Annotated in this window: 17 protein-coding genes and 1 pseudogene; 7 read left to right on the forward strand and 11 right to left on the reverse strand. The window is 61.7% G+C overall.

The window, feature by feature from the left end; translation table 11 throughout:
* Nucleotides 1–212 precede the first annotated feature (212 nt).
* A complete protein-coding gene (locus BN1119_RS07485; RefSeq protein ID WP_041996004.1) occupies nt 213–998 on the forward strand; it encodes a hypothetical protein in 786 nt (261 codons plus the stop codon).
* A 118-nt stretch (nt 999–1116) separates the two neighbouring features.
* Here the strand turns inward: BN1119_RS07485 and BN1119_RS07490 are convergent, their stop codons facing one another.
* Nucleotides 1117–2103, reverse strand: a complete 987-nt coding sequence (locus BN1119_RS07490; RefSeq protein ID WP_209434895.1) for an NADP-dependent oxidoreductase — start codon at nt 2101–2103, stop codon at nt 1117–1119.
* Between the two features lie 201 nt (nt 2104–2304).
* On the opposite strand from BN1119_RS07490, the gene BN1119_RS07495 reads away from it, so the two are divergent.
* From BN1119_RS07495 to BN1119_RS07510, 5 genes are all read left to right on the forward strand, one after another.
* On the forward strand, nt 2305–3288 hold the full coding sequence (locus BN1119_RS07495) for a LysR family transcriptional regulator (RefSeq protein ID WP_084205343.1): 984 nt from the start codon (nt 2305–2307) through the stop codon (nt 3286–3288).
* 90 nt (nt 3289–3378) lie between these two features.
* The gene (locus BN1119_RS19875) at nt 3379–3921 is read left to right on the forward strand and encodes a hypothetical protein (RefSeq protein WP_209434896.1); all 543 of its coding nucleotides are present in this window, start codon (nt 3379–3381) and stop codon (nt 3919–3921) included.
* 209 nt (nt 3922–4130) lie between these two features.
* Complete coding sequence (locus BN1119_RS07500; protein ID WP_041996007.1) at nt 4131–4976, forward strand: alpha/beta fold hydrolase; 846 nt, start codon at nt 4131–4133, stop codon at nt 4974–4976.
* Between the two features lie 36 nt (nt 4977–5012).
* Nucleotides 5013–5444 (forward strand): MerR family transcriptional regulator, encoded by a 432-nt coding sequence (locus BN1119_RS07505; protein WP_041996009.1) that lies wholly within the window; start codon nt 5013–5015, stop codon nt 5442–5444.
* Nucleotides 5445–5498: 54 nt separating this feature from the next.
* Nucleotides 5499–6104 carry an NAD(P)H-dependent oxidoreductase gene (locus BN1119_RS07510; RefSeq protein WP_041996012.1) on the forward strand — a complete coding sequence of 202 codons (606 nt, stop codon included), beginning with the start codon at nt 5499–5501 and terminating at the stop codon, nt 6102–6104.
* Nucleotides 6105–6151: 47 nt separating this feature from the next.
* Here the strand turns inward: BN1119_RS07510 and putP are convergent, their stop codons facing one another.
* The 9 genes from putP to BN1119_RS07555 all read right to left on the reverse strand — a co-directional run bounded on the left by putP (nt 6152) and on the right by BN1119_RS07555 (nt 15887).
* The gene (putP, locus tag BN1119_RS07515) at nt 6152–7648 is read right to left on the reverse strand and encodes a sodium/proline symporter PutP (protein WP_041996014.1); all 1497 of its coding nucleotides are present in this window, start codon (nt 7646–7648) and stop codon (nt 6152–6154) included.
* Nucleotides 7649–7924: 276 nt separating this feature from the next.
* A complete protein-coding gene (locus tag BN1119_RS07520) occupies nt 7925–8845 on the reverse strand; it encodes a L,D-transpeptidase family protein (protein WP_041996017.1) in 921 nt (306 codons plus the stop codon).
* A 116-nt stretch (nt 8846–8961) separates the two neighbouring features.
* Nucleotides 8962–10236, reverse strand: coding sequence for a mechanosensitive ion channel family protein (locus tag BN1119_RS07525; protein WP_041996020.1), 1275 nt, complete (start codon nt 10234–10236; stop codon nt 8962–8964).
* Nucleotides 10237–10361: 125 nt separating this feature from the next.
* On the reverse strand, nt 10362–11561 hold the full coding sequence (locus BN1119_RS07530; RefSeq protein WP_041996022.1) for an acetate kinase: 1200 nt from the start codon (nt 11559–11561) through the stop codon (nt 10362–10364).
* 140 nt (nt 11562–11701) lie between these two features.
* Nucleotides 11702–12169: a NanQ anomerase/TabA/YiaL family protein gene (locus tag BN1119_RS07535; RefSeq protein ID WP_041996025.1), complete on the reverse strand. Its 468-nt coding sequence runs from the start codon at nt 12167–12169 to the stop codon at nt 11702–11704.
* 295 nt (nt 12170–12464) lie between these two features.
* The gene (locus tag BN1119_RS07540; protein ID WP_041996028.1) at nt 12465–13574 is read right to left on the reverse strand and encodes a 1-acyl-sn-glycerol-3-phosphate acyltransferase; all 1110 of its coding nucleotides are present in this window, start codon (nt 13572–13574) and stop codon (nt 12465–12467) included.
* 221 nt (nt 13575–13795) lie between these two features.
* Nucleotides 13796–14494, reverse strand: a complete 699-nt coding sequence (locus BN1119_RS07545; protein WP_041996031.1) for an aspartate/glutamate racemase family protein — start codon at nt 14492–14494, stop codon at nt 13796–13798.
* A gap of 87 nt (nt 14495–14581) precedes the next feature.
* The gene (locus BN1119_RS07550; protein WP_041996034.1) at nt 14582–15172 is read right to left on the reverse strand and encodes a LysE family translocator; all 591 of its coding nucleotides are present in this window, start codon (nt 15170–15172) and stop codon (nt 14582–14584) included.
* Nucleotides 15173–15290: 118 nt separating this feature from the next.
* Nucleotides 15291–15887: a LysE family translocator gene (locus tag BN1119_RS07555; RefSeq protein ID WP_041996036.1), complete on the reverse strand. Its 597-nt coding sequence runs from the start codon at nt 15885–15887 to the stop codon at nt 15291–15293.
* 116 nt (nt 15888–16003) lie between these two features.
* Between BN1119_RS07555 and BN1119_RS07560 the strand changes: the two genes are divergently transcribed.
* Nucleotides 16004–17380 carry an aminotransferase-like domain-containing protein gene (locus tag BN1119_RS07560; protein ID WP_041996038.1) on the forward strand — a complete coding sequence of 459 codons (1377 nt, stop codon included), beginning with the start codon at nt 16004–16006 and terminating at the stop codon, nt 17378–17380.
* Nucleotides 17381–17444: 64 nt separating this feature from the next.
* On the opposite strand, the pseudogene BN1119_RS07565 reads toward BN1119_RS07560, so the two are convergent.
* A pseudogene (locus BN1119_RS07565) lies at nt 17445–17911 on the reverse strand (sodium-dependent transporter); the annotation flags it as partial.

Below are 17911 nucleotides of genomic sequence, written 5' to 3' on the forward strand. Positions count from 1 at the left end.
GATTTAGTTGACCACTACACCCCTGTCACAATCAGTTATGACATCGACGATCAGACCTCTCCGCCTGGCACCTAAAAATTCGCTCTATCCAAACCCACATCAGGGCGACGCCAAAGTGCGTGCCTTCGGCTATATTCGCACTTGGACACCACCTCGCTGCTGGTCGGCTTAACTCAGGCGTTAGCCAGCCTGAAACTCCTCGAAGGAGCCGCATGATCTCCCAAGTCTCGTCACCAAAGAAGTTAAGGATCGCTGTAACATTTCTCGGGCCTCTACGACCGCGCCTTGACGTTGAAAGACTGGAGCCGTGGCAGAGCAACTTTTTCGATATAGAGAACCTTGCCGCGATCGACGAGCTGTCCTTACCCGAACCTGGATGTGGCCGTACCAATTACAGCGACGATGACTTAGATGAACTTATCGCGAAGCCGGACGATTACGACATTCTTGTGGCCATCATAGATGCGCCTCTCGAAGATGAGTACTACATGCGTCGGCTCAAAGGAAATCGGGTAGTGATATCTGTGTACGATATTGCCCCACTGTTAATTCAACATGGATATAGCTTCAACGCCTTCGTGTATCGCAACCTGTACCAGTTGCTGGTTGCATTCCACGCCTCGTCGAATTCACTCCCACCCACAACCAAAGAGAAGCTCGCTCACACTCCCACACGTGGATGCCTGTTTGACTGGAACGACAACAAACAAGACATACTGAACTCGCTGGACCACCCGAGCGTGTGTCGAGTCTGTGAAGAGCGCTACGTCAAGGGGGGTCCACTCGCTTCGCACATGAGCGAACTTCGATCGGAGCTCTATCGAATTCAGCGACCCGTACATGTCCGCGGATTGGAATGGTTGAACCGCAAGATCGCCCGCCATCCGTGGTTAACTCTCGGTGTTGCCATCCTCAGCGGCATTGCCCTCAACCTAGTGGCTAGTTACTTGTTTGAGTGGCTGAAGTTATTGCTCATACTGCCGAGTGAGGCTGGCTAACCCTTCTCTCGAAAAAAACCTGGGACACCCACCCCCTCAATAGCCAAAAATCTAGGACACCCACCTCCTCAATAGCAGGCTTGCCTGGCAAAGTGGGTGTCCTCTGTCAGTGATTTAGTTAAATCATTTCAATGACGATCTTGCCCACGGCAAGTTGCGCTTCGCTGCGCGCTAAGGCATCGCTGGCTTGTGCAAGGGTGTAGACGCGGTCGAGTCGTACCTTTACTTGGCCTTGGTCAATCATGTTGGCAATGATGGCCAAGTCGTCGGCGTTGGGTTGCACCCACATACGTTTAAACGTGACTTGATTGGCGTCCCACTCTTCGGCTGCCACGTCGTCCAGCGTAGACACCACGGTTCCACCAGGGCGCACGACATTGAGAGCGCGTTTTACCAGGTCGCCACCGCTGCTGATGACAAAGACCAGATCCGGCTGGTTGACCCTGTCTTCAAAACGTGTGGTCTTGTAGTCGATAAATTCATCGGCACCCAAGCCAGTGACATAGGCTTGGTTTTTACCCGATGCGCTCGCAACAACATGCGCCCCCAAGGCTTTTGCCATTTGCACTGCGAAGCCGCCGACGCCTCCTGCTGCGCCCACTATCAGAACGGTTTGACCTGCCTGCAAGCCCCCCTCTGTTACCAAGCCTTGCCACGCGGTTGTGGCCGCCAGCGGCACTCCTGCGCTTTCTGTCATGTTGATGGTGTTGGGTTTGGCCACCACCAGGTTTGCATCGACGGCCAGGTATTGGGCATAGGTGCCTTGCTGGGCGATGGGGGCAAACACAAACACCTCGTCGCCTAATTCATGGTGTGTCACATCGGCGCCTTTGGCGACCACTGTGCCTGCGGCATCCCAGCCCAGAATCAACGGCAGAGTGTGGACCTTGGTGTCGGCGATCAAGCCGTTGCGGATATGAAAATCCACTGGGTTCACGCCCGCAGCGGCGATTCTAATCAGCACCTGGTCAGCGGCGGGTGTGGGGATGGGGCGAGTGCCAATCATCAACGGACTTTGCTCACCGTAACTTTCAATGTAAGCGGCCTGCATGGTGCTGTTAATGATTGGGGTTGTGGTTTGACTGGCGTTAACTGCTTGGTTCATGGTGCGTGCTCCGTTGTTTTTAGCTTGTGCTGTTTGGTCACTTGGTTGAATTCGTGGTTCTGTGGTCAACGGAGTGCAGTTTGTGCGGTTTGATTCATGCGGTCTAATTGATGATTAATATATGATGCATTGAATTTAGTGATGTATTGGTTGAAAGATATCTTGTTCAACAGGGATGTATTGTGCAAAAGGAGAGGCTCCATGAGTAAAGCGGACTTGAATCTGGTGGTGATCTTCGACGCCATCATGCAAGAGCAGTCCGTCACCACAGCCGCCCAGCGCCTGGCCATGACTCAACCTGCGGTGTCCAATGCGCTTACCCGTATGCGCCATACATGGCAGGATCCACTGTTCGTCAAGGCAGGGCGCGGGCTGAAGCCTACGCCGTTTGCCGTGGCGCTGTGGCAGCAAATTGCGGCGCCGTTAAGTGATATTCGCCATGCCGTTGCCCCTCCCGCTTTTGACCCGGCCAGCAGTGAGCAAACTTTTCGTATTGCCTTGACCAACGGATTGACCAGTTTGTATTGGGGGCCATTGCGTCAGCACATCGAAGCCCATGCCCCGGGCATCAATATTCATGCGGTCCCGTATGTAGGACAGATGACGCAGCAACTTGAAGACGCCGAAGCCGACTTGGTCTTGGGTAGCTCGGATGCAGGATCTGAACATGTGCAAATGCAGGTATTGTTCGAAAACCCATTCGTGGTGGCCATGGCACCAAACCATGTGCTGGCCAAAGGCATACTGACCTTGGAGGACTTTATTGCGGCTGATCAGTTATTGGTTTCCCTGTCGGGGCAGGCACAAGGTATTGTCGATACATGTCTGGCCAAGCAAGGCCTGAGACGACGACTAGCCATGACGTTAAACAGCTTTGCGGGGGCCATCGAGCTGGTACGCACGACGTCGCTCATTACCGTGCTGCCTTATCCCATCGTGGCCGACAGTGTGGCCCGTGGCGATATCGTCACGCGCAAATTGCCACTACAGGTGCCTGCATCCACCATATATATGGCGTGGCATCGACGAGACGATCGCAATGCCAGCTTGTGCTGGTTGAAAAATGTCATTGCCGGCCTCACCACGCAATTGATCGCGAGCAGGTTGTTGCCTGGAAAAACTGTGGCACCCACTCTCTCGAGAGCAGATGTTCCTCACAAGCTGGATGCCCCCTGTCAGTCCTGATTTGTGGTGAATGTGAGTAATAGGAAACAGTCAATCTGGGACACCCACCATTCTGCTTAGACGTCCAAATCACTTGATTAGGAATAATTAGTGAAAAAAGAAATATTGGAAGCATTAGAGTGCTCAATGGAAAGAATTGACAAGCCTTACCCCATAAACAAGGAAGTTGATTTTCAATCTGTATTATTTGGTGAGCTTTATAAAGCTTTGCCAGAGGCAATAATCCGCTTTGAACACATTTTGCAGCACGATTATCAATCGTATCGTTTACGAGGTCGTTCGACTGCAAATCGTAAAAGCAGGGTTGACTTGCATATCCAAACCCCATCAAAAGTAATTGTTATAGAGTTGAAGTATTTCAAAGGTGCAAGCAAGGAGGATTGTACAGACATGCTTGCTGACCTAGCAAAGGTTGAACGGATTGTTGAATCAGGTGAGGCAGATGAAGGATTCTGCATCCAATTAGTCAAGGAAGGTGTTATAGAACGCTTACCTAAAGGGCAGATTGAAGCCAAGTCATATAAGAAAGAGGTTGGTCGCTGGGATTATAACTTTGAAATTAAAGGGCAGTATGAAATCACCCCTGAATTACATGCTAATGGTCGTTCTTTAATTGTTCATCATGTCCAATGAATACGCACACAACCACGCTTTAAAACGGATTCGCAACGCTAGGCAGTTTCAGTTTGATTTGGCTTTTGTGCTTACGATGCCAAAACATCAGGGATGCCCACTATCTCGATAGCAAACTGGCAGTCAATCTGGGACACCCATCATTTTGAGGGACGCAGGGCACTTGCCATCTATTTTTCGCTTCCATGACACGCCGAGGGGGCGTTGATATGCAGTCACAGACTCACACTTTTCTCATCAATGGCAGCCCAATGCCCTGCCTGCAGGCCGGTTCCGGCGAGCCGCTGCTGCTGATCCACGGCGCGCTGGCCAACCATACCCTCTGGCTCGAGCATATCGAGCCGCTCTCACACCATTACAGCGTCTATGCCCCCACCCTGCGCCACTTTGGCGAGGCGGGCAAAGAGGGGCCCTTCGGCCTTGATACCCACGCAGGCGATCTGCTGGCGCTCCTGGCACAGCTGGCCGTCGGGCCTGTCCATCTGGTCGGCTGGTCTTATGGCGCGGATGTGGCCCTGACCGCTGCCTTGCAGGCACCGGAGTGCGTCCAGAGCCTCTATCTGGTGGAGCCGGGCTGCCCGGGGGCGTTGGATGAGCAGGGTCTTGCCGCCTTTATGGCCGATGCCGGCGCCATGTTCGGCCCCGTGTTTGGTCAGATTGGGGCAGGGTTGCTGCAAGAAGCCGTGGCAACCCTGATCGATGGCTCAGGTGGCCGCCCGGGCTACTTTGCAGCGCAACCCCTCAAGTGGCAGCAGGCCCAGCTGGCGGAGGCTGGCAGCCTGCCCAAACAACTGAGCCAGAACGAGCGGCCGGATTGGTCGCCAGAGCATCTTGCCACACTCAAGCTGCCCACCTGCATCGTACAGGGGGCGGATACCAGGCCACTGTTTGCACTGGCAGGCGAGGCCCTGGGCCGGGCCATTCCCGCCTGCGAGCGCCTGCTGGTGCCACATGCTGGCCACCTCTACCCCATAGAGCAGCCCGCCCTGTTTGTGCAGCATCTGCGGCGCTGGCTCCCCCATGGGGATTCTCTCCCCCCTGACGCTGGCCTATAGTGAGGCTCCTTTCACACCATCTTTGCGAGCGGCAGCATGTATATCGGCGAATTTGCCCGGCTGGCGGGCACCACCCCCAAGGCCATCCGTCTCTACGAGCAGCTCGGGCTGCTACCCGAGCCCAGGCGGCGCGGCAAGTATCGCGTCTACCGGGCCGAGGATCTGGAGTGGGTCGCCTTTATCCGCGAGGCCCAGCAGCTCGGTTGCAAATTGAGCGAGCTGGTCCCCTTGCTGGCTGGCCTCACCCGTCTCGCCGAGTTTCCCTGGCAGGCGGTGGAGCAACTGGTGGCGGGCAAGCTGGCGCAGATAGAGGCAGAGATGGCCAGGCTGCAAGGGCAGCACCAGGCCTTGAGCCAGTGCGCCGCCCTGCTGGCGCAACACCCCTGCCGCTATGGTGCCCCCGTCCAGCGCGAGTCTGAAGCCCGGGTCCAGCAGGAGAGTGCAGAGCGGGCGCACAAGGTGGCTTGACTCTGTCCCATGGGACAAGGGGTGTAATGGCGGCTCACTTCAAGGAGCCATACCATGACCCCCAACCTGCTTGTCATCAACGGCAACCCCAAACCCGACAGCCTCTGCCATGCCCTGGCCCGCGAATATGCCCGCAGCGCCGAGGCCAGCGGCGCCCGGGTCACCCTGCTCCATATCGGCGAGCTGGCCTTCGAACCGGACCTGCGCCATGGCTATGATCAGATGCCGCCGCTCGAGGCGGATCTGCTGGCATTGCAGCAGAGCCTGACGGCGGCCCAGCATCTGGTGATCGTCTCCCCCGTCTGGTGGGGCAGCCTGCCCGCCCGGCTCAAGGGATTGCTGGACAGAACCCTGCTGCCCGGGTTTGCCTTTCGCTACCAGGCGGGCAAGGCGCACCCGGAGCAGCTGCTCGCCGGCAAGACGGCGCGCCTGCTGCTCACCATGGACAGCCCGCCCTGGTACTACCGCTGGTGGCTGGGGGATCCCATAGGTCGCACCCTTGGCAAACCCGTGCTGGGCTTGTGTGGCATCAGGCTCAGCCATCAGCAGCACCTGGGGCCGGTCCACACCGCCAGCGAGAAGAGGCGCACGGACTGGCTGGCCAGGGCCTGCACCGCGGCCCGCGCCGATGTGCGCAGGCTGACGCGCCAGCGCAGATAAAAAAAGAAGCCCCGCGATGCGGGGCTTCTTGTATCAGGCGAGGACGCTTAGGCGGCCGTCACGGGAGCACGATACTCCTGCTCTGCCTCGGCGAAACGCTGGCTCATGGCACGGGAAGGCGCCTTGTCCAGCAGGCTGAACACCAGGATGGCGATGCTGGCGAACACGAAGCCCGGGATGATTTCATACAGGCCCAGCCAGCCGAACTGTTTCCAGACGATGACGGTGACGGCACCGACCAGCATGCCGGCCAGGGCGCCGTTGCGGGTCATGCGCGGCCAGAGCACGGAGAAGATGACCAGGGGGCCGAAGGCGGCACCGAAGCCGGCCCAGGCGTAGCTCACCAGACCCAGTACCCGGTTGTCCGGATCCCGTGCCACCAGGATGGCCACGACGGCGATCAGCAGCACCATGGCGCGGCCGACCCAGACCAGTTCGGTCTGGCTGGCGTTCTTGCGCAGGAAGGGCTTGTAGAGATCCTCCGTGATGGCACTGGAGCAGACCAGCAGCTGGCAGCTCAAGGTACTCATGACCGCCGCCAGGATGGCGGAGAGCAGGATACCGGCTATCCAGGGGTTGAACAGGATCTTGGAGAGCTCGATGAAGACCCGCTCCGGGTTGGCACTCACTCCGCCTGCCTGCTCGGGGAAGCTGGCGAAGTAGGAGAGGCCGAAGAAGCCGACACCGACGGCGCCGCCGAGGCAGAGCACCATCCAGGTCATGCTGATGCGACGGGCGTTGACCATGGTCTGGTGGGATCCGGCCGCCATGAAGCGGGCCAGGATATGGGGCTGGCCGAAGTAGCCCAGGCCCCAGGCCATCAGGGAGACGATGGCGATCACGTCCAGGTTCTTGAACATGTCCAGATGGCTGGCGTTGTTGGCCGCAATCTCCACCATGGCGCTGTCGACGCCGCCGACGGCGATGATGACGAACACCGGGGTCAGGATCAGGGCGAAGATCATCAGGGTCGCCTGCACCGTATCGGTCCAGCTCACCGCGAGGAAGCCGCCGAAGAAGGTGTAGGTGATGGTGGCGGCGGCGCCGATCCAGAGGGCGGTGTCATAGTCGATGCCGAAGGTGCTCTCGAACAGGCGGGCACCGGCCACCACGCCGGAGGCGCAGTAGATGGTGAAGAACAGCAGGATCACCAGGGCGGAGAGGATGCGCAGCACCCGGCTCTTGTCCTCGAAGCGGTAGGTGAAGTAGTCCGGCAGGGTCAGGGCGTTGTTGTTGCGCTCGGTGTGGATCCGCAGACGACCGGCCACCAGACGCCAGTTGAAGTAGGCGCCTATGATGAGGCCGATGGCGATCCAGCCTTCGGAGATGCCGCCGAGGTAGACGGCGCCGGGCAGGCCCATCAGCAGCCAGCCACTCATGTCGGAGGCCCCGGCGGAGAGGGCGGTGACCCAGCTCCCCATGCGGCGACCGCCGAGGATGTAGTCATCGAAGTTCTTGGTGGCGCGATAGGCGATGAAACCGATCAGCACCATGCCCAATATGTACACCAAGAAGGTGATTAACATAGGCGTGCTAGCTGTCATGCAATACTCCCTTATGTGACTCAGGGGCCCGTTCTATGGACGGACCCTCCTTAAAAAAACGCCCTAGCTTAATCAGCCGATCCCCTCTTCTCAACTGTTTTTAACAAATAAAAAACAGTTGGAAAACGTTTTTCCTCTAATTAACTGACCAATCAGGGGTTTAAAAACCAGATATTGTGCTGCGACTCACAGCAAAAAGCCCCTGCCGTGGCAGGGGCCGGGGGGATGCCGGCCCATGGCAGCCGGATCCCCTGAAGGGCGAAGTTCCCCTTCGCCTTACAGATTGATGGCCAGAGGCATGCCGGTCCGCTGCTCCAGCGCCTGCTTGACCCGCTGGGAGTCGCTGTCGGCGTGGGCCAGGAAACGGGTGATGGCCTGGGTCATGGGCAGCGGGGCCGGCACCTTGGACGCCATCTCCTCCTCGGTGCGCGACAGGGGCTGGTGCACCTCCAGGTAACGGCGGCCGTCGGGCTCGGCGCTGGCCTTGATGGGCTGGTTGACGAACTGGACCCGGGTGCCGACCGGTACCTTGTTGAACAGGTACTCGATGTCGTCGTTACGCAGGCGCACGCAGCCGTGGCTCACCCGCAGGCCGATGCCGAAGTTGGCATTGGTGCCATGGATGGCGTAGAGGTTGCCGATATAGAGCGCAAACAGCCCCATGGGGTTGTCCGGCCCGGCCGGCCAGACCGCGGGCAGGGTCTCGCCGCGCGCCGCGTACTCCTTGTGCACCTTGGCGGTGGGGGTCCAGGTCGGGTTGGCCTTCTTGCGCTGTATGCTGGTGACCCAGTCTTCCGGGGTGTCGGTGCCGAGCTGACCTATGCCGATGGGCAGCACTTCCACCACCTGCTGGCCCTTGGGGTAGTAATAGAGGCGCATCTCGGCCACGTTGATGACGATGCCCTCCCGGGGGGCATCCGGCAGGATCAGCTGATGGGGAATGGTCAGGGTGCTGCCGGGGCGCGGCAGGAAGGGATCCACCCCAGGGTTGGCTTCCATCAGGTTGGTGAGACCGAGCTGATACCGGGCGGCGATATCTTCCAGGGTCCCCTTGCCCTCGGGCACCTGATATTGGATGTTTTCACCGATGAGGCGGCTGTTGGCCGCCGGCAGCGGGTATTCCAGGGCCCAGCTCGGCGCACTGGTGACGATCAGGCCAAGCAGCAGGCTGGCCAGGGAGAAACGAAGGCTGTTCATAAATGTCCTGTGATGATGACTGAACCCCGGCGGGCACGGGCCGCGCCGACCGCCTTAAACGGCCCGCTATTCTTCTTCGCGGCGGCTAAAAATTCAACTGGCAAATCCACGGCGCCTCAGGCGCGCTGGCTCAGACGCTCGCGTACCGGCAGGGAGCCCTGCAACGCGCGCAGATCGTAACCGGTCGGCGTCTGGTGCAACCGCAGGAAGAAGGCGCCAATCACCGCAAACAGGTGATCGAAGATGTCGGCCTGGATCCCCTCGTACTCGGCCCAGGCCGTGGTCGAGGTGAAGCAGTAGATCTCCAGCGGGATGCCGTCGGAAGTGGGCGCCAACTGCCGCACCATCAGCGTCATGTCCTGGCGGATGGCGGGGTGGGCCTTCAGATAGGCTTGCAGGTAGGTGCGGAAGGTGCCGAGGTTGGTGAGGTGGCGACCATTGATGGGGCACGCCAGCTCCTCCCCCAGGGGCTGGTTGTGGCGGGAGAGCTCCTGCTCCTTCTCGCTCAGATAGGGGGCCAGCAACCTGGCCTGGGCCAGCTGCTGCAACTCGTCGCGCTCGAGGAAGCGCACGCTGGTCATGTCGATGTTGACGCAGCGCTTGATGCGGCGCCCCCCCGCCTCCGTCATCCCCTGCCAGTTCTTGAAGGAGTCCGAGATGAGGGCATAGGTGGGAATGGTGGTGATGGTCTTGTCCCAGTTGGAGACCTTTACCGTGGTGAGGCCGATGTCGATCACCTCGCCATCGGCGCCGTACTTGTCCATCTGCAACCAGTCGCCGACGTTGAGCATGCTGTTGGCAGAGAGCTGGATCCCGGCCACCAGACCCAGGATGGGATCCTTGAACACCAGCATCAGCACCGCCGTCATGGCCCCCAGGCCGCTGAATAGTATCAGGGGGGACTTGCCCATCAGCAGGGCCAGCATCACTATGCCGACCAGTATGCTGCCCATCAGCTTGACCCCCTGGAAGATGCCCCGCAGGGGCAGCGTCCTGCCCACAGGGGCGCGGCGGCTGATGAAGAGCACGCAATCGAGGATGGAGAAGCCCCCCAGCAGCAGGAACAACAGGATCCAGAGCTGGGCCACCGTCTCGATCAGGTGCAGGCTCTCGACATAGCCCAGCAGCCAGATCTCGGCCTGGGCCAGCAGCACGGCCCCCTGCAGGGCGAAGGCGAAACGGTTGAACATCTTCTGCTGCAACTGGGGCGGCAGCCAGACCTGCAACCAGCGCCCCAGCTGCCGGGTCAGAGCCACCAGCACATAGCGATGCAGCACCAGATGCAGCACCAGAGAGGTGAGCAGGATGAAACCGATGGCAATGACCAGCATCATCATGCTGGTCAATTCGATGCCCTGCCCCGTCAACCAGGCGAAAAATGCCTCTCTCATGCCGTTAGCTCCTCTCATCAAACGAGTCGGTCAGACTACGGATCTGCCGTCATATGTCAAACCCGCCCGGCCCTCAGACGACAGCGCCGGCCCATGGCCGGCGCTGTGTATCAGGCTGGGGCGCCTCAGCCAACCAGGGCCAGGGCGTCGCGGGCGATCACCAGCTCTTCGTTGGTGGGCATCACCAGGGCCAGGCGGCTGCCCTCGGCCGTGATGGGCCCCTCGCCACCGAGCACGGCGGCATTGTTGGCTTCCTTGTCGACCTTGAAGCCGAACAGGGCCAGCCGTGCCAGCACCATCTCCCGCACCATGGCGGCGTTCTCGCCGATGCCACCGGTGAACACCAGGGCGTCCAGGCGGCCATCCAGGGCGGCGGCGTAAGCACCCACATACTTGGCAACCCGGTAGGTGAATAGATCAAGCGCCCGTTTGGCGCCTGCGTCGCTGGCGTAGTTGGACGTGACATAGCGGCAATCGCTGCTCGCTTCTGTCAGCCCCAGCAGGCCGGACTCTCGGGTCAGCACATGGTTTATCTCATCCACGCTGAACCCCAGCTGATCGTGCATGAAAAAGACCACGGCAGGATCGATATCCCCGGAGCGGGTGCCCATGGCCAGCCCTTCCAGCGGGGTCAGCCCCATGGAGGTGTCGACGGACTCGCCGTTCTTGATGGCGCAGACGGAGGCGCCATTGCCCAGGTGGCAGTTGATGATGTTGAGTTCATTGAGCGGTTTGCCCAGCACCTTGGCGCTCTCTTCGGCGATGAAGCGATGGGAGGTGCCGTGGGCGCCATAGCGACGGATGCCGTGCTCCTTGTAGAGGGGATAGGGCAGCGCGTAGAGATAGGCCTCCTCGGGCAGGGTCTGGTGGAAGGCGGTGTCGAACACGGCCACGTTCTTGTCGGCCAGGGCCGGGAACACCTTCAAGGCGGCGCGAATGCCGATGAGGTGGGCCGGGTTGTGCAGGGGGGCGAACGGAATGGCGGCCTCGATGCCGGCGATCACCGCCTCATCGATGCGCACCGAGCGGGAGAACTGCTCGCCACCGTGCACGATGCGATGGCCGATGGCCACCAGCTGCTCGGCCAGGGCGGGATCCTGGGGCAGGATCTGGCCCACGATGTGGTCCAGGGCGGCCTGGTGAGCGGCGCCTGCTCCCAGCATGGCCTCCCCCTTGACCCCGTGGAGTTTCCATTTGATACGGGCATCATCCAGATTGAAGCATTCGGCCAGGCCGGACAGCATGTCCTCACCCGTTGTGGCATCCATGACGGCAAATTTCAGGGAAGAGCTACCGCAGTTAAGGATCAGTACCAGCTTGCTCATGTTCTACATCTTCCTGTGGGCCGGCGTCACGCCGGACAGTATGGTGTCATCCGCGAGGGATGGGATTTCCCCTGCCGGGGGCGTATGGCCGCCTGTGGCGACCAAGTCTTTGATTCCTGTGCCGGGATGCCGGGGCGCCCCTAGGGCAGCAGCAGATCCCTGTGTACCTTGACCACCAGCTTTCTGACGGCGCCAGGCTCGCCCGGGGTGCAGAGCGGGCGGTGCAGCTCGCCGGGCCAGAAGATGGCGAAATCCCCCGGCTGCAACGCCAGGTAGCTGGTCTGTTCATGGTCGACGAACCAGAGATCCGGATAGGGGTGACTCGCCCCCTCCTGCCGATATTGATGGGGGCCCACCCCGATCCACTCCCGGCCGCGCAGCAGCAGCTGGATGTCGAGATACTGCTCATGGAACTCGCCGCGGCGATCGCGGGCGGGTTCCGTCATCTCTTCGCTCACCAGGGTGAACAGGCGCAGGCCATCGACGTTCGCCTTGCCAAGGGGCGCGGCCAGCCAGTGGTCGACGCTTATCACCACCTCTTTCATGATGCGCGCCAGCGGGGCGGGCAAGGGGGTACGATCCAGGGTCTCGAGATTGCCGGTGATCATGGCCGTCACTCCTTATTGCTGCATCTGGTCAGCATCTTTTTCCACAAACGAAAAAGGACCGCAAAGGGTCCTTGTCATGACTGCCTGCACTCCTTGCAAGCAGTTTGCTCACGGCCTGCAACACGGGCCGGGCCCACACTGTTACACACTCTGCGGGCCCTTGCCAAGGCATGGGCGGTCAGGCGATGAGGAAACGTACCATCTGAAACAATATTATTCACCAGAGGGGCCCGTCGCACTTTGACCGGGCGCAAAAACGGGAGCCTGAGCTCCCGTTTTTTCATCCCGCCTTGAGTCAGCGCACCTTGCCGGCGTTCTCCACCGGCTTGGCGTACATGGCACGCCAGATGGCCTTGTGCTCCTCTGGCACCTCGGACTGGCGGGTCAGAAACGCCGCCTGCTCCAGGGTGCTGGCCCGATCGGGCACGTCCGCCGCCAGATAGTTGCCGGGGAAGAGGCGATAGTTGCCCCAGACCGCCTTGTCGATGAGGGCCGCCAGCTGATCGGGATCCTCGAAGCCGTCGCGGATGGGGGCGCCGAAGGCCACATGAACCCGCCCCTTCTGGCCGACGATACCGGCCACTATGCTCTCGATATCCTCGAACTCGCCCTTCTCGTAGCTGCCGTTGACCGACTTCTCGTAGAGCTCGCGCGCCTTGGCCTTGTCGGTGGGATCCAGCTCGTAGCTGATGCTCACCGGCACTATGTTGAGGCTGCGCATGTAGTCGGCGAACGGGATCTTCTGCTTCTTGCCGTCCACGTAGAACATCTTGAGGATGGCCGGATCCGTCTTGTCGTCGCCGTCCTTGGCCCGCCCTTCCCGCTGGGCGATCCAGATGGAGTGCCCCTCGTGTACCGACTGGCCAATGTAGGCGGACAGCTCGCCGAGGGCCTTCATCATCTCCCGCGGCCCCTTGGCGGAGCGCTTGACGATGAAGCTCTTGTTGAGCTTCATCAGCTCGGTGGCGCAGGGCTTGCGCAGCAGGTTGTCGCCGATGGCGATGCGCACCGTCTCGAAGCCGTGGGTATGCAGTCCCCAGTTGACGAAGGCGGGATCCATGGCGATGTCCCTGTGGTTGGAGACAAACAGGTAGCCCTGGCCCTGCTGGAGATGCTCGATGCCGGAGAAGGTCACCCCCTTGGTGGAGGTGGCAATCATGCGGGACATGTAGCGGGTCACCCCCATCTGCACCTGATGCACAGTGGTCACATGGCGCCATTTTCTACGCAGGAAGTAACGGATCAGCGGGCGCAGCGCCCAGCCGAACCCGCTCATCAGGGCGCCGAAACGGTACTTGGCGATGGCGCCGATAAACTCGTCGTCCTGGATGAGGCGCTCGATGGCGGCGGGAACTTCATCGTCGTGATAGGGGCGAATGTCTGCGAATCTGTCTACTTCTGTCACCGGGTCTGCCTTGCTTGAGAGAGAGGCTGGCCGACGGGTCGGCCAAAATTCAGGGCGCAATTTTACACGCTTTTATCCCGAGGACTATGCCACAACGGTCGATATGAGATCTGACCAGCATCAAGAGAGCAGGGATGAGGCGAAAAAGAGGCCCAATCGATAACGGCGCCCCGGGGCGGATCGATCGGGGCAACCGATCCGCCCCTGGCAGACAGGGCACCTCACTCCCGGGCCAGAGACCAGGCCACCGCCGCCTCGGCGTGGATGGCGGTGGTGTCATAGAGAGGCACGGCGGCCCGGGCGTCCCCCAGCAGCAGCGCAATCTCGGTGCAGCCGAGGATCACGGCTTGCGCCCCCGCCGCGGCCAGCTCGGCGATGATGGCCAGGTACTCGGCCCGGGACGATTCGCGGATCTGCCCGAGACAGAGTTCGTCATAGATGATGCGATGCACCCGCTCCCGCTGCGCCTCCCCTGGTACCAGCACCTCCAGTCCGAACTGCGTCTCCAGGCGCCCCTTGTAGAAATCCTGCTCCATGGTGAAGCGGGTGCCGAGCAAGCCCACCCGGGCCACCCCGTCGGCTTGCAGGCGACGGGCGGTGGCATCGGCGATGTGGATGAGGGGAATGTCGATGGCGGCGGCGATCTCGGGGGCCACCTTGTGCATGGTGTTGGTGGCGATCAGCAGGCACTGGGCGCCACCGGCTTGCAGCCTGCGCGCCTCATTGGCCAGCAGGCGGGCGGTAGCGGGCCAGTCACCGGCGTGTTGCAGCCGCTCTATCTCGGCAAAATCCACGCTATTGAGCAGCACCCGCGCCGAGTGCAGACCGCCAAGCTCTGCCCGCACGCCCCGGTTGAGGGCCTGATAGTAGCTGACGGTGGACTCCCAGCTCATGCCCCCCAGCAGACCGATACATTTCATAACTGCTCCTTCTCATTGCGGGCACTGAGCCCCTCGGACAAAAAAGGCCCCGCAGGGCCAACAAGACAGACGGCAAGGTGCAGGCACCTAAATCCAGATCATCAGCACGCAGGCGGCGGTGGCCAGCCCCATGGTTCGGTTGAAGCGACGCCAGCCCCTGGCGGTGCGGATGAGGCGGCGCACCTGGGCGCCAAACAGAACCCAAAAGGCACCCGTGTAGAGGCCGGTCACGAAGAAGATGCCCAGTACCCAGATGGCGGAGGGCCAATAGCCCTCCCCCGCCAGGGTGAAGCCGCTGATGGCGGAGAGCGCCATCATCCACGCCTTGGGGTTGAGCAGCTGCAACATGGCCCCCTGATGGGCCGGAATGAGCGGCCGGTTGCCCTCGGCCGGACCGCTGGCGTTGGCCACCTTCCAGGCCAGCCAGAGCAGGTAGGCCGAGCCCGCCAGCTTGAGGCCGTCGTGCAGCAGGGGCACCTGCTCGAACATGACCCCGAGCCCCAGCGCCGTGGCCAGGATCATCAGGTTGATCCCCCCCACCACCCCCACCAGCAGGGGCAGGGAGCGGCGAAAGCCCTGGGCGGCCCCGGCGCTGGTGAGCAGCATGTTGTTGGGGCCCGGCGTGCCGCAGGTGATGAGGGCAAAGCCCGCCAGGGGAAGCAACCAGTTCAGATCCATCTCAACCTCTTGGTGATACAGGGCGCCAACGATGCGGCAAGCCTCCTAATATGCAGAGCCTGTGCCGTGACGACAAGGTCAGCAATGCATTTTCTTTGCATGAATAATCAGGCAGTCATTAATACCAGAGCATCACCACGCACAGGGCGGTGAGCGCCCCCAGGCTGCCATTGAGGCGGCGCCAGCCTCGGTCCGAGTTGATCCAGCGACTGAGCTGATGGCCGAACAAGACCCAGGCGAAGCAAACCGGAAACCCCGCCATGGGGAAGACGGCCATGATTCCCCCCATGCTCGGCCAGTAGTCGCTGCCCGGCAGGCTGAACAGGCTGATGGCGGAGATCCCCATCATCCAGGCCTTGGGATTGAGAAACTGGAAGCCCAGCCCTTCCAGCAGGGTCAACGGGCGCGAGCGTCGCTCCGGATCGCCAGGGGCACCGGCCACGGCGATGCGCCAGGCCAGCCAGAGCAGGTAGAGACTGCCCAGCACCTGCAGGCTCAGCTTGAGCAGGGGCCAGCGCTCGAACATGGGATAAAAGCCCAGCGCCAGCACCAGCTGCAGCACAGGCTGGCCCACCGCCACCCCGATCAGGTGGGGCAGGGTGCGGCGCACCCCGAAGTTGGCGCCGGAAGCCGTCAGCATGAGATTGTTGGGACCCGGGGTGCCGCAGGTAAGCAGGGCGAAACCAAACAGGGTGGCATACCATTCTATCGTCATCTTGTGACTCCTTCCTTGTCACATTGTATCGATACAATGTGCCATTCTTGATTGTCGTTGTGGGAGATTTCACGCTATATTGGCCACAACTTTGGATCAATGGATTTATTGTCACCATGACAATCTGGACCCCGGACCTCACCCCCTTCGATGGCCCCCTCTACCTCAAGCTGGTCAAGGCCATCGAGCAGGCCATCGACGACGGCGCCCTGCCTCCCCTCACCCGGCTGCCGACCATGCGGGCGCTGGCAGACAGGCTGGGGGTCACCGTCGGCACCATCACCCGCGCCTATGGCGAGGCGGAGCGGCGCGGCCTGCTGGCCGCCAAGGTGGGTCACGGCACCTGGGTCAAGGGGGCAGGCACGGATCCCGCCAACGAGTGGGTGATCCGCAAGGAAGAAGGGCACCGCATCGAGTTGTGGCAGAACCTGCCGGTGCAGCTGGACAGGGCCGCCATCATTCGCCCCATGCTGACCGAGGTGGCGGACGGCGACCTCAATGCCCTGCTCGGCTATGACAAGGAGGCGGGCCAGCCCGGCCAGCGCCAGCTGTTCATCGACTGGCTGGCCGAGCAGGGGGTGGCAGGGAGCGAGGATTGCCTGCTGTTCAGCCATGGCGCCCAGCACGGCATCATGCTCTCCCTGATGGCGACCGGCTGCGTGGGGGAGACGATCTTGTGCGAGGGGCTCAGCTATCCCGGCATGCTGGGCAATGCCCGCCAGCTGAAGAATCAGGTGGTGGGGCTGGCGATGGACGAGGAGGGGCTGATCCCCGATGCCCTGGAGGCGGCCTGCCGCACCCGCCGCGCCAAGCTGCTCTACCTCACCCCCACGTTGCAAAACCCCACCACGGCCACCATGAGCCAGGGCAGGCGCGAGGCCGTCGTCGCCATCGCCCGCCGCCACGATCTGCTGATCATCGAAGATGACGTCAACGGCCTGCTGCCCAGCACCCCGGTGGCCCCCCTGGTGAACCTGGCGCCGGAGCGGGTCATCTACCTCGGCAGCCTGGCCAAGATCGCCTGCGGCGGCCTGCGGGTCGGTTTCGTACTGGCGCCCCCTCCCCTGCGCAACGCCTTCGCCCAGGCGATGCGCCTGTCGAGCTGGATGGTGAGCCCGCTCCTGATCGAGCTGGCCTGCAAGCTGGTGAGCCAGCACCAGATCATGCCATTGGTGGAGCAGCAGCGGCGGATCCTGACCCGGCGCGGCGAGCTGCTGCGCCACCTGCTGCCCGGGGCCCGCTGGCAGGAAGGCTCCATGCATGCCTGGCTGCCGCTGCCCGAGCCCTGGCGCAGCCAGGAGTTTGCCGAGGCCGCCAACGCCCAGGGGGTGGGGGTGGCGAGCGGGGAACACTTCGCCGCCGGCCAGTTCGCCGCGCCGCAAGGGGTACGGCTGAGCCTGAGCCAACCCGCCACCGACGCCCGCGTTGCCGAGGGGCTGGAGCGGCTGGCCGGCTTGCTGCGCGGCTCCCTCCCCACCAATCCCCTGCTGTAACGGCCGCGGCTCGATGAAAAAAGGGTTGGCCATGGGCCAACCCTTTTTCGTCCTGCCCGGCCTGTCAGCCGATACCCCGCAGCAAGATGCTGGCGATGAGCAAGGGCGCCACCAGCCGCCAGCACCAGAGCAGGGCGAAACGGGCCAGGGGAGGAGCCCCTTGCGGCAGCATCTTGTCCCCCAGTCGCCAGCCCAGCAGCAGGGTCAGCACCAGGCCGAACAGCGGCATCATCAGATTGGAGGTGAGGTAGTCGAGCAGCTCGAACAGCGTCTTGCCAAACAGGGTCGCCTCGGACCAGATCCCGAAGGAGAGGCTGACCGGCACCCCGGTCGCCATGATGAGCAGGGTCAGCACCCGGCAGGCACCACGGCGCGACCAGCCCCACTCCTCGCAGGTGAAGCGCACCAGATGCTCCAGCATGGAGATGGAGGAGGAGAGCGCCGCCACCACCAGCAGCAGGAAGAAGATCAGGGCCAGCCCCTGGCCGAAGGGGAGCTGGTTGAACACGGCGGGCATGGTCATGAAGGTGA

The organism is Aeromonas bivalvium, assembly GCF_000819765.1.
Taxonomy (GTDB): domain Bacteria; phylum Pseudomonadota; class Gammaproteobacteria; order Enterobacterales; family Aeromonadaceae; genus Aeromonas; species Aeromonas bivalvium.